Raw genomic sequence first — 13,088 nt, 5'->3', positions numbered from 1 at the left:
TTAGCGGGTAGCGGGTAGGGTGCGTTAGCGACAGCGTAACGCACCCTACTGCCGTGACACAGCTAAAATAGTGCATTAGTGTAGGGTGGGTTAGGCGGCTAAAACCTAGACTCTGATAGCAATCTATCAATCCGCCGTAACCCACCATTTTAGGGTTGTCACGGCACTACGATATAGACTTAGCCAAAGTATTTAATAATCGCGTCCGCAAACTCCGAACACTTCAGAGGAGGCTTAACCGGAGGCTCCATTAAACGAGCCAAATCATAGGTCACTTCCCGATTAGAAATGGACTTTTCGATGCCCATTTTAATTAAATCTGCGGCCTCTTGCCAACCCATGTATTCTAACATCATCACCCCAGAAAGAATCAACGATCCAGGATTAACCCGATCCAATCCCGCATGTTTGGGGGCCGTGCCATGGGTGGCTTCAAAAACGGCACAACTATCGCCAATATTCGCCCCCGGCCCCATGCCTAAGCCTCCGACGATGGCGGCAGCAGCATCAGACAGATAATCCCCATTTAAGTTCATGGTAGCCAGGATAGAATATTCTCCAGGACGGGTTTGGAGTTGCTGGAAAATACTGTCAGCAATCCGGTCATTGACCATAATTTTCTCTTTCCATTTGCCATTACCATGGCTTTCCCAAATGGCATCGAGAACGGCTTTCACTTCGGCGCAAGCTTCTTGCTTTTTCTCGACAGTTAAGGCATCATAACCGGGTTCGAGTTTGCGAGCATTGTCTTCTAAACTAATGTCTGGATTTTCTTCTTTGTTGCTCAAAATCCAGGATTCGCGTTCAGTTACACATTCTTCACGGAACTCAGTAGTCGCCAATTCATAGCCCCAGTCGCGGAAAGCTCCCTCGGTATATTTCATAATGTTGCCTTTATGAACTAAGGTAACCATTTGTTTTTCTTTGGGCAGGCGCAGGGCATTCTCAATCGCTCGTCTCACCAGGCGTTGACTGCCGGTTTTACTGATGGGTTTGATGCCAATACCAGAGTCGAGACGGATTTGTTTTTTTCCATGCTCAGGGGTAGAAGGAATCAGGTCTGTATTGAGGTATTCGATCAGCTTTTTAACCGTTTCTGTGCCTTCGCGCCACTCAATGCCCAGATAAATATCTTCGGTATTTTCCCGATAGATAATGACATCCATTTTGTCTGGGGTTTTGTGGGGTGAGGGGGTTCCGGCGTAGTACCGACAGGGACGTACACAAGCATAAAGATCGAAGATTTGCCGCAGAGCAACGTTGAGGGAGCGAATACCGCCACCGATAGGGGTGGTTAAGGGGCCTTTGATGGCGACTCCATATTCTTCGATCGCCTTGAGGCTATCTTCAGGTAAATACTGGTAGGTTCCATATTGCTCGCAGGCTTCGTCACCCACGTAGATTTTGAACCAGGAGATTTTGCGTTTTCCGCCATAAGCTGCTTCAATAGCAGCATCAAAGACTTTCTGAGAAGCGGGCCAAAGGTCTACCCCCGTACCATCTCCACGAATGAAGGGAATGATGGGATGGTCGGGAACAATGGGTTTACCATCAGCAAAGGTGATTTTTTCGCCAGTTTCGGGAGGGGTGATTTTCTCGTACATAGGGTAATCATTCCTGAGATTAAGGATTTGTGCTTACGAGTGTTCGGTTAAGCACGTACCAGACTACCAGATCCTTTTGGCAAAGGGGTCAAGGATTTATCTTTTTTCCAGGTTTATCGCGCTTTTTTCAAAAAGAAACTTTTAATATATAGCTAGTCTAAATGAGTTGTGCCATAGGAAATGCCCTCTCCCTGAATCCCTCTCCCACGGGATTCTTGACTTTCCCCCTTCTCCTGTGGGAGAAGGGGGTAGGGGGATGAGGGGCAATCGTTACACAACTCATTTAGGTTTACTATATAGGATAAAAACCCCCTATCCCCCCATCTCCCTATCCCCCCATCCCCCTACCCCACCTTGCCATTTACCGCGCACTAAGCGAATTTCATCGTAAGTATAGGACTCTCCTAATGCGTCTTTGAGCAAGGTTAGGGAGACTGCGCCGCGCTTTTCTAAGACTTTGAGAATTTTCTCTTGTCTTTCGGGTTCGACTAAGCGATCTAAATCGACGGGTTGCTTTAATTCAATTAGTTCAGATAAATGGCGGATAATCGTGGTTGTTCGTAAGTCTCGGCGATCGGCTATTTCCTTGATGCTTAAGCCTTCTTGATGCAATTCTAACGTGACTTTTTGGGTTTCTGAGGGTTCATTTTCACTAGGGGGAATGGGTAGAGATTTGGACGCTTCTGTTAATCCTTGTTCCTGACAATATTGACAAATTTCCCCTAGAAATCGGTCGCCATATTGCCGTAATTTATAACTGCCGACTCCCGAAACTTGAGATAAGGCTTGGAGACTTTGGGGACGCTGTTGAGCCATTTGCATGAGGGTAGAATCTGCAAAGATAACATAGGGAGGAATGCCTTGTTCGTCGGCGAGTTGCTTGCGGAGTTTTCTCAGGTTTTGGAATAAGAGTTCCGCTTCTCTGGCTAAAGAACTCACCTTTTGTTCTTGCTTGCGTTTAGGAGGAATAGCGATTAAAACTTGCCGTTGACGACGCATGACGGCCCAGCTTTCAGGGTTGAGTTTAAGGATACTGTAGCCATCCGTGGTTTGACTGACTAAACCTTGATTAAGGAGCGATCGCCCCAACAAGCGCCATTCATCCTTACTCCGGTCTTTTCCGATACCATGGGTCGAGAGTTTGTCATGGCCATTACGCAACACCTTCTCACCCATGGAACCCCGGAGTACATCTATGATATAATTCATGCCAAACCGCTCCTTACACCGAGCCACACAAGAGAGGAATTTCATCGCCTCAACTTTCCAATCTTGGGTTGGTTTCGGGTTCAAACAATTATCGCACCCCTGACAATTCCCTTCTAAATTCTCGCCAAAATAGCGTAAAATAATAGACCGACGACAATCCGTGGCATCGGCATAATCAATCACTTGGCGCAACTGTTGGCGGGCGATGCGCTGTTCATTTTCATCACTTTTTTGATCGATAATCCACTCTACCCGCTTCACATCGCCATAGCTGAAAAACATCAAACACTGGGACGATTGGCTATCCCGTCCTGCGCGTCCGGCTTCCTGGTAGTAACTTTCTAAACTGCGGGGAATATCGTAATGGACGACAAAGCGCACATCGGGTTTATTAATTCCCATACCAAAGGCAATGGTTGCTACCATAATCTGCACATCATCACGGATAAACCGGTTTTGGTTATTTTGACGCACGCTATCCTCTAATCCGGCATGGTAGGGAAGGGCGGAAACCCCATCCTTTTGCAACCGTTGGGCCAACTCATTCACCTGACGACGACTGAGACAATAAACAATTCCCGACCCTCCAGATCGAATCAATTGAAACAGTTCGGCGTAACTTTGGCGGGTTTTGGTTCGCACCTCATAGAACAAATTGGGGCGGTTAAAACTGGCGATATGGATGTAGGGATGCTGGAGATGGAGCTGTTGCACGATGTCTCGACGCACCCGATCTGTTGCGGTGGCGGTGAGGGCAATAATGGGTACTTGGGGATACCACTGCCGAAACTGGGCCATTTGCCGATATTCGGGGCGAAAATCATGGCCCCATTCGGAGACGCAATGGGCTTCATCGACGGTAAAGGCAGAGATGCCAATGGTTTCCTGTATATTGGCGAGAAAGGGGCCAAACCAGTCGGCCATCAGGCGTTCAGGGGCGATGTAGAGGAGCTTAATTTTACCGTTGAGGATAGCATTTTGGCGCGATCGCACTTCTTCAGCGCTCAAGGTACTATTAAGGAATGTAGCCCCAATCCCATTATCCTGCAAGGCATCCACCTGGTCTTGCATCAGAGCAATGAGGGGAGACACCACCAACGTTATCCCCGAACGCAACAGTGCAGGGAGCTGGAAACAGAGGGATTTTCCGCCTCCCGTGGGCATGATCACGAGGACATCTTGGTTCTGTAGCGTGGTTTCAATAATATCCTTTTGGCCCGGGCGAAAGCGATCGTAACCAAAATAGTGTTTGAGGGTGTCTTCTAGGGTGGAGACTGGAGCCATAATCTTCGGAGGGCTGGCGATCAATTCGATTTTACCGTAACCAGAGCTAAGGCGCGAGGGCGATCGCCTTTTATTCGTCCTTCATTACCCCCTCTCCCTCAACCAACGGTTTAAATCCTCTATACTCGTCCAATCCAAGATCATAATCCCCAACTCATCTAAATCCTCTAAAGACAACTGTTGGATTTGGGCTAAAGTCGCTTCAGGAACCTCTCCAAACCGTCGCTCAAGTAGACGCAAAATTAATCCCAATGCGGCCTCAGCCCGACCTTGTTCACGTCCTTCCTCACGTCCTTCCTCACGTCCTTCCTCACGTCCTTCTTCGCGTCCTTCTTCACGTCCTTCTATCCTCGCTTGCACCACATAACCCTGCTGGTCAAGGAGCCACCGTTCCTTTCTCTCTAACTCTTCTGCTTCCTTCGGACTCAAATTAGCTCGATTGGCAATTCCCAAGGCTTTGCCGATTTCTGGCACTTCTTCGAGAGAACTGGGAATCATCTGTAAATTGGGCGCTTCCTTCATAAAATAAATCCATTTTTCCGTCAGTGTTTCCAGTTCTTCCAGGGATTTATTAAATTTTCTTAGCTCCACAAAGATCAGTTCGCTCTGTTCGTCAGGATAGTCAAAGGAGAGGGTTTTCTCTTGTAAGGAAAAGTGGGTAATGATCTTTTCTGCCTTGGGAAACAGGGTAAAATCCACAATTGTTAGGGCAATAACCGGTTGCAATCCTACATAGGGTTTTCCCATGCTCAGTTGATTGCCATAGGTTTCTGCCCAGTTGTACAACACTCGCTTTTTGAATGCGGGGACATTTAGCACTTGCATTTCAATCAGGACGGTTGTACCGTTGCCTAGAACGGCTTTGACATCCAGATAACTATCTTTGAGTCCACTACTCTCCCCTTGATTGTAGGGATCGATGATATCTAGGTCTTGAATGGTTGGATTTCCGGCATAAATGAGGGCATTTAAGAAGCTAATGAGGATATCTTTGCTTTCTTGGGAACCAAAGATGCGCTTAAAGGCGAAATCGGTTTTGGGATTGATAAATTCCATATAGAGGCGCTTGATTTTACCATTGAGGAGGGTGCTTCCCTCTTGTTATATCAAATTTGAGATTAATTGTTCATTGTTCATTGTTCATTGTTCATTGAATTGTTCCAGCCAAGATTGCAGCGCGGATACCAAGTTCTCCTGATCTGGGGGGAAGCCGCGCAGGGGAGCATCCAGGGGAGTATGGGTAATGCAGGCAATGGAGACGGTGGGAGCGAGGAACTGGCACAGATGCAGGAGGGACTCTTGGGGGTCGCCGTTGTGCAGAATTAGGGCAATGTGGGGGCGGGGTTGGGCGTTGATCAGTTCGGTTTCCAGGTCGAAACAGTCGCTAATTTTCGGCAGGGTTTGCCCAGGGAAGAGCTGCTTAAAGATGCGGTTACTCAAGGCTTTGGCGAGTTTATCTTCATCGGTAATGGTGGTTAAGTGTTGGATATCGACACAGACGGGAGTGGTGTGGGGGGTGGGGTGCAGTTGGTTGGGGAGGTCAAGGAGTTGGGCGTTGAGGGTGTCGGTGAGGGCAGTTTTGCCCACGGGGGTTTGATCGGCGACTTCGGGATGGGGGGCAGTGTGGAGATGATGCCAAGCGCGGTAGAAGTCGGGGTAGGGGAGGTCTTGGGCAATGTTCCAGAGGAGTTTGTAGCAGTTTTCAAAGAGGTCAAAGTTGTTTTTGTGGGTTTCATTGCTCAGGTGAGGTTGGAGAGCAGAGACCACACTTTGGCGTTGTGGGTTGGTGGTGATGATCTTCCCTAAACTCCCTACCGCCCGCCACCGGGTACGTTCATCCTCAGTGGTGGCGATCACTTTGAGCAACCCGGCGATCGCCTCTGGGTTACCGGGTGCGATGTTCCCTAAACTCTCTACCGCCTCCCTCCGGATAAATTCATGCTCAGTGGTAGCGATCACTTTGAGCAACCCGGCGATCGCCTCTGGGTTGCCCGGTGCAATCTTCCCTAAACTCTCTATCGCCCCCGTCCGGATAGATTCATCCTCAGTGGTAGCGATAATTTTGAGCAACCCGGCGATCGCCTCTGGGTTGCCTGGATCGATCTTCCCTAAACTCTCTGCCGCCAGCCGCCGGGTAGTTTTATCCTCAGTGGTAGCGATCACTTTGAGCAACCCGGCGATCTCCTCTGGGTTGCCTGGTGCGATTTTCCCTAAACTCTCTGCCGCCTGCCTCCGGGTATCTTCATCCTCAGTGGTAGCGATCAGTTCGAGCAACCCGGCGATCGCCTCTGGGTTGCCCGGATCGATGTACTCTAAAATCGCTACCGCCTGCTTCCGGGCATATTCATCCTCAGTGGTAGCGATCAGTTCGAGCAACCCGGCGATCGCCTCTGGGTTGCCTGGATCGATGATCCCTAAACAATTTGCCGCGTAGCATAGGGTCAATTGATCCTCAGTGGTGGCGATCACTTTGAGCAACCCGGTGATCGCCTTTGGGTTGCCGGGATCGATGTTCCCTAAACTCCATGCCGCACGCATCCGGGTATATTCATCCTCAGTGGTAGTGATCGCTTTGAGCAACACCGCGATCACCTCTGGGTTGCCCGGTGCGATCTTCCCGAAACTCCATGCCGCACACATCTGGGTATCTTCATCCTCAGTGGTAGCGATCACTTTGAGCAACCCGGTGATCGCCTCTGGGTTGCCCGGTGCAATCTTCTCTAAACTCTCTGCCGCCATCCTCCGGGTATTTTCATCCTCAGTGGTAGCGATCACTTTGAGCAACCCGGCGATCGCCTCTGGGTTGCCTGGTGCGATCTCCCCTAAATGCACTACCGCCGTCCGCCGGGTATTTTCATCCTCAGTGGTAGCGATCACTTTGAGCAACCCGGAGATCGCTAACTCATTACCTGGAGATAGAGTTCCTAAAGCATTTGAGAATTGCCAGATTAGTTTCTCTTTACCTGAATAGCTTTGTAACCAATTCAGATAAGCGAGACTTTGCTGAATTAACATCTGCTCAGTTTCACTGATGTTAGAATAACCCGACAACTCTTGATTAACTTGTTTTTCCCAATCTTCACGATCAGTCAGCATGAGTGCAAGATTCTGGCTGAGAAATTGAATCACCTTATCCTGTTTTGTTTTGCCCAGAAAAGTTTTTGCTGTCTTCTCAATTGGCTGAAAATACGTTATCCATTGCTGACGATTAGCGTCAAAGTATCCTAACGCCCATTGGATGATCTGCTGAATAATTTGATCAACGAGCGAGTATTCTGTATCAAAGAATTGAGTAACAGCTTCAAAATCAGAATATTGTGCAATTCCTTCAGCCGCTAAAAAATAAGCGCGATACCAATACAACTGGTAACACCCATCATTAAAACTTACCAACGTCTCAATAAACCTTTTCTTCTTCTCCTTCTCCACATCTCTACGTCCCAACCACAATAAAATCACCTCGCGCCAACGAGATTCAAAAATCCGATAGGGTTGGCTCGAAGGCTGTTCGGGCGAATGATCCGACGGCAGAAAAAAGTGCCCATCTGCCACTGCACAAGCGGCAAAATACTCCTGAAACGTCAAATGGAAAAAGGCATAAACTGGCTCATCGGTGCAAGTATCCCGATAAACCACATTCAACCAGCCCACATTTTTGGCTAACTCAACCCAATCCCCCAACACCTCATGCACCAACCATTCGAGCAACGGCACATTCTCCCTCATCCCCCGGAGCGCTAACTCTGCCAACTGTTGATTTAACTGCCGTTGCTGCACAAACGTCGTCGGAAACCGATCCTGTTTCCAAGCATAAATATTGCGGCAAAACTTCTCATATAACTCTGCCTTCGTTTCCGGAATTTCCCCCGGATTCAACCGCCAACTCTGACACAACAAAGACAACCGCAAGGGATTTCGCACCAAATCCAAAATCCGGGCACTTTCCGCTTCCTGCAACCTCTGCGCCAACTGTTTCCCTAACTCCGATTCTTCCTCCCGCTCAAACCAAGCGGTAATAAACTGCTCCACCTGCTCCCGTTCAAAACATAACGTGCGATAGGTTTCAAACTCCTGTAATGTCGTCAGGTTACTTTCCCAGACATTCAACCGACAACTCAACACCACCCGCGCTTGATTCACCCATCCCGTCAACGACTCGCGAATCTCCACCACGGGATTAGCCGCAGACATTTCATCTGCACCATCCAACAATACCCACACCTTCTCCGTCTTAAACCACTCAATAAACTCATCCTTCTGTTCCGGTGTCGGCTGCAAAACCCCCAATTTTTCCTTTAACCATTTCTCCAGTAAAAACGCCTCCAGCGTCATCCCCTGCAACCGCGCCAAGGGTATCCAAATCGGATAACGTTCTGTGTTAATCAACTTCTGCCCAATCTGGTCTAACCAGGTCGTTTTTCCCGCACCCGGTTCCCCAATAATCGCCAAATTTTCCCCCGCATTGCCGATAACTTGTGCTAAAAATTTCTCGTATTCGTAGCGCTCTTCGATCTCCTTTTCCGTCAGTTGATACTGCTGCATCCCCGCTTTCGCCTCCGGCATCTCTTCCTCCGTCCGTCGCGGTTGCTGCTTGCGCTTCACCAATCCCAAGGGCACATAAACCTGCACTTCGTGCCCCTTCTCCGTGGCACGCTTGCGCCGGGTTTTCTCCTCCCAGAAGGCGCGGTTACAGAGGTCTTTCCAGTTGATTCCCTCTTCAGGGGGTTCAACACTAATCTCGTCTTGTCCAATTTTTTCCTGTTGCTTCGATTTAGCTGGGCGCTTTTCTTCCCAGACTCGCTCAAACTCTTCTAAATTTTTTTGCTTGTCTTTGCTCCACAATTTGAGCGTAAAATTCCAATCTTCGTTACCTTGAGTTTTAGCTCGATTATCCTCCAGAATCTGCAAAAATTCCTTCAAATGATCGTTAAGTGCCTGTCGAATCTGCTCTTTAGTTAAGTGTCCCTCATAGCTATCTTTTTCGGTCAGATAAACCAGTTTTCTCAGTTTCGTCTCAACAACTAACCGGGGTTGCTCTCCCCTTTCCTCATTCCATCGACAGTCCAGCACAATACCATCAACATCCTCTAATTCACGATCAACATAAGCCAACAGTGCCTCTAGTAACCGTTTGGCACGTTTTTTTACGGTCGGCCCATAAGTGAGTTTATCTTTACTCGGCATCGCTGCACTCAATCAAAATTCAACAAAAAGTTTGGGGGGTTTCCAATTTCCACGTCCTACCCCAAACCGGCTTAACTCCCATTATAGCCAGGTTTGAGCCAATGTAACCTACCGTTTGCTTCGCTCTCCTACCCCAAACCGATGATGCGCTCAACACAGCAAATCAAGGTAGGTTGATCATGGAAGACCAACAGGATAAATTTCGACAACGCGAAGCTCTGGAAAACCTGGGAACGAACTTCGTTGACCCCCATATTCAACAATGGGTGAGTGTTCCCAGTCACACCCAGCCGATGATTCCCGCTCCTCCGGTTGTTGGGTTCGGGTGTGCTGCGGTTTGGTTGCTGCTGACGTTTGTCTGTTGCTGGATGATTCGGTGTAAAGAGTTCAGGATTTGATCTTAGCTCAATCCTGAACTCTTTATTTCTGTTGATAGCTATCAATTCAGAGCATTTGGCGTTGTTAGAAGTTGGGTCAGAGTTTCTAGAGCTTGCAATCAATGATTTGCCTTGCTACTTCTACTAGCTCCGGGGGTAAATCATACATATGTTGATAGCGCATAATTTGTTTGCCAATGAGAGCTAAACGCTGCTGAAAACTGGGTACAGTCAGAGGATCGAGTAAGGGGGGATCGTAGGGTTCCACGTCGCCTCGCTGAAATTCGCACGACAGGCTAATCCGGGGATGGGGGGCTATGCTGCTACTGCGTCCTCCCCAATGCATTATTCGGTGATTCCAGCCTAAAATTGAACCTGCCGCAGCCGGGAGAGCGCGGATATCTTGAGGGTTGATGAAGGGATCTTCAGGACGGTTATCGTAAATGGAGTAATAGGGATCGCGATCGGGGGGTAAGACATACATGCAGCCATTGAGGGGTATGGCATCGGTGAAGGGAATCCAGATGGTGATAACATTGGGGAGGCGATCGGGTCTGAGGGTATTTCCGCCGCGATCGCGATGAGGACTCCATCCCGATTGATCGTTATCTGTGCCGACATACCACTCCCAAAATGCAGGCAGTTGCCGATAATTCTCGCCTAATATGGCTGCAATCAGGTTAGAGATTCGGTGCAAGATGAGCCAAAATTCATCATAGACAAAGGCAAAAACAGCCGGCCATCCTTCTAGAGCTAACAATTCAATACCGGCTGCCATGCGAAAGACTTCGATTTCTGGTAAAACGGGATCGAGCTGAAAATAGCCTTCTTGTTGCAGATAAAGAAGTTGCTCTTCTAATGCTTCTGGGTTAAAGGCGATCGCCTTTATGGGTTGGTTGGAGGAATACTCTTCAATGGATAAACCTGGATTGAGCTGCTTCCAGAAATCGGGGTTTTGCACCTGAGTGTAGAGATCCGATATTCCTACCATATCAACCTTTATTCCATAAAATAATGTTTGCGAACCGGTTTGAGGATTTTCCACGTACAGGAGAGTCCAGCAGGAAAGGTGACTAAATCGCCCTGGGCAAATTGTACCGGTTCCCCATCATCAGGCGTAACAATCACTTCTCCGGTGAGTAAGTAACAGGTTTCCGAGCAATCATATGTCCAGGGAAACTCAGAGACTTCTTTCTCCCAGATGGTACAATCCCAGATTCCCAGTCGATCGAGGTGTTCGCGGCTGGGTTGATGCTCAATTTGTATAGTCGAGACCATAATCTTTAAATCTGATGTACTCACCCAAGCAGGGAACGGAGAGGGGGGGATTCGAACCCCCGTTAGCGTTACCACTAAACGACATTTCCAGTGTCGCGCCTTCAACCACTCGGCCACCTCTCCAGGTGAAACTGATGGGAAGTAGGTTAATTACCTACCGATTCATAAACATATCATAAGTTAGCTGATTAGGTCAAGTAAGGGAGAAAAATTTTTCTCCCTCACTTAGGCACAAAGTATTAAAGCTTCAAGCGGGATAAATCCGCAGACGGCGATTCGGTTCTTCACCGAAACTATCAGATTTGAGCCGATAATGCTCCACTAGCTCATGTTGCATCTTGCGGACTTTTCCAGAGCGGGGCAATAGTTCCACCGGTTGCCCCTTGGGAATCACAATCTGTTCTACGGCCAAGCGAGCTTCTTCGAGGGCTTCTAACTCATCTTCTGCACCACTGCGGGCAAATAGATTGAGATCGACGGCCTGATTCACATGGGAAGCATCGAGATCCAACAGTCGTTGCAGAGTCCGAATCATCTGAGGAACCGTGTTGGACTTGAGCGTATGTACCGGAAGATGGCGAGACCGGGCCATTTGCTTGAGTTTACCTTGGGTTTTCAGATGCGATCGCAGGGCCAACACTGCATCCGCACCATCAATATCCTTAGTCAGTAACACCGGCAAATTCAACGTGCGAATCACCTGCTCCAATTGATGACGACTAATACCATAGGGATAAATATGCAACGGCCAATCCTCTCCATTAGGCCCTGCGGGTCGCTCTGTTCCTCCAGCACGACTTAAAGAATCTTCCAGCATTTGATCAAAGGATTCTTGTTCGGGAACTACAGCTTGGGGAAAAGGTGCATATTTAGTGTCATGGGAGACCGGAAACATATGCCCCTGACTGCGCCAACCTTTAACATTCTGGGCCTTCGACCAACCTTGACCTTCTCCTGCTCCACTACTCGATAATGGAATGGGAGTCAGGGGATTAGACTTGCCATTAGGCCCAGAACGGCGACCAGTGGGCCGTTGAATAGCTAACCCATTCTCAGTCGTTTCATGGGTAATGACGACCTCACCTTGCTCATTGACGGTACGCACTTCGGGTGTGGGTTGTCGCCCCCGCAAGAGTCCATCAATCATCTGATCCACCTGTTCGTGGACAATCCACCGTTGACGCTCTTGCATTTCAATGGCAATCTCGAAGGTAGGCGGAGATTTGCGCTCTAAAACGGTTTTTTGCGATCCCCGTCGCCGAGCTTCATCATCCCCTAGGGTAACGGCCTGAATACCTCCGACTAAATCGGAAAGGGTGGGGTTTTTAATCAGGTTTTCCAGTTGGTTCCCGTGGGCAGTGCCGACAAGCATTACACCCCGTTCGGCAATGGTGCGAGCGGCTAAGGCTTCGAGTTCTGTGCCAATTTCATCAATGACAATCACTTCGGGCATGTGGTTTTCCACAGCTTCAATCATCACTTGATGCTGAAGTTCGGGACGAGCTACTTGCATCCGCCGAGCGCGACCGATCGCCGGATGGGGAATATCGCCATCACCCGCAATTTCATTAGAAGTGTCAATGATCACCACACGCTTATGGAGTTCATCCGCCAATACCCTGGCAATTTCTCGCAAAGCAGTAGTCTTTCCTACACCAGGACGACCGAGCATTAAAATAGATTGTCCGCGCTCGACTAAATCCCGAATCATGCCAATGGTTCCAAATACAGCTCGACCCACCCGCAAGGTCAAGCCGATAATTTCTCCGGTACGGTTACGAATGGCACTGATCCGATGTAAAGTTTGTTCGATTCCTGCCCGGTTATCCCCGCCAAAGTGACCCACGCGATCTAGACAGTATTGTATATCTTCGCGGGTTACAGGGGTATCAGTAACATATTCAGCCACTTGTTTGGGAAAGCGAGCTTCGGGGAGCCGACCTAAATCTAGGACAATTTCAATCAGTTGGGCGCAGTTTTCATGGGCTTCTAAGGTTTGGCGAATGGTTACCGGTAAAATATCGAGCAATTGTTTTAAGTCGTCGGCCATATCCTTTGAGGGTTGTTTGGCGATTTGAGGGTTTGCGGATTCCGGCATCCGAGGCAGTTCAAAAGCGTTCATAAAATCAGGATTTGATAAGGGGATAGGATT

General features: G+C 48.7%; 8 protein-coding genes and 1 tRNA gene. 1 reads left to right on the top strand and 8 read right to left on the bottom strand.

Annotation, left to right across the window (positions count from 1 at the left end; genetic code table 11):
* Positions 1 to 179 precede the first annotated feature (179 nt).
* The 4 genes from PMG71_RS22660 to PMG71_RS22645 form a co-directional block, all read right to left on the bottom strand.
* The gene (locus PMG71_RS22660) at positions 180 to 1,604 is read right to left on the bottom strand and encodes an NADP-dependent isocitrate dehydrogenase (RefSeq protein WP_283756005.1); all 1,425 of its coding nucleotides are present in this window, start codon (positions 1,602 to 1,604) and stop codon (positions 180 to 182) included.
* 312 nt (positions 1,605 to 1,916) lie between these two features.
* Entirely contained in the window at positions 1,917 to 4,097 is a 2,181-nt protein-coding gene (recQ, locus tag PMG71_RS22655; protein WP_283756004.1) for a DNA helicase RecQ, read from the bottom strand.
* A gap of 84 nt (positions 4,098 to 4,181) precedes the next feature.
* Complete coding sequence (locus PMG71_RS22650) at positions 4,182 to 5,153, bottom strand: Rpn family recombination-promoting nuclease/putative transposase (protein ID WP_283756003.1); 972 nt, start codon at positions 5,151 to 5,153, stop codon at positions 4,182 to 4,184.
* Positions 5,154 to 5,237: 84 nt separating this feature from the next.
* Positions 5,238 to 9,281, bottom strand: coding sequence for a HEAT repeat domain-containing protein (locus tag PMG71_RS22645; RefSeq protein ID WP_283756002.1), 4,044 nt, complete (start codon positions 9,279 to 9,281; stop codon positions 5,238 to 5,240).
* 179 nt (positions 9,282 to 9,460) lie between these two features.
* On the opposite strand from PMG71_RS22645, the gene PMG71_RS22640 reads away from it, so the two are divergent.
* Positions 9,461 to 9,679 carry a hypothetical protein gene (locus tag PMG71_RS22640; RefSeq protein WP_283756001.1) on the top strand — a complete coding sequence of 73 codons (219 nt, stop codon included), beginning with the start codon at positions 9,461 to 9,463 and terminating at the stop codon, positions 9,677 to 9,679.
* An 85-nt stretch (positions 9,680 to 9,764) separates the two neighbouring features.
* On the opposite strand, the gene PMG71_RS22635 is transcribed toward PMG71_RS22640, so the two are convergent.
* The 4 genes from PMG71_RS22635 to PMG71_RS22620 form a co-directional block, all read right to left on the bottom strand.
* A complete protein-coding gene (locus PMG71_RS22635) occupies positions 9,765 to 10,649 on the bottom strand; it encodes a phytanoyl-CoA dioxygenase family protein (RefSeq protein WP_283756000.1) in 885 nt (294 codons plus the stop codon).
* Between the two features lie 8 nt (positions 10,650 to 10,657).
* Positions 10,658 to 10,936 carry a cupin domain-containing protein gene (locus PMG71_RS22630; RefSeq protein WP_283755999.1) on the bottom strand — a complete coding sequence of 93 codons (279 nt, stop codon included), beginning with the start codon at positions 10,934 to 10,936 and terminating at the stop codon, positions 10,658 to 10,660.
* Between the two features lie 36 nt (positions 10,937 to 10,972).
* Positions 10,973 to 11,059: transfer RNA gene (locus tag PMG71_RS22625), tRNA-Ser, on the bottom strand.
* A gap of 124 nt (positions 11,060 to 11,183) precedes the next feature.
* A complete protein-coding gene (locus PMG71_RS22620; RefSeq protein WP_347179376.1) occupies positions 11,184 to 13,034 on the bottom strand; it encodes a R3H domain-containing nucleic acid-binding protein in 1,851 nt (616 codons plus the stop codon).
* Between the last annotated feature and the right edge of the window lie 54 nt (positions 13,035 to 13,088).

The organism is Roseofilum acuticapitatum BLCC-M154 (genome assembly GCF_030068475.1).
GTDB classification, from domain to species: Bacteria; Cyanobacteriota; Cyanobacteriia; order Cyanobacteriales; family Desertifilaceae; genus Roseofilum; species Roseofilum acuticapitatum.
Note: the sequence above shows the minus strand (reverse complement) of the source record. Positions and strands in the feature narration are given on the sequence as shown.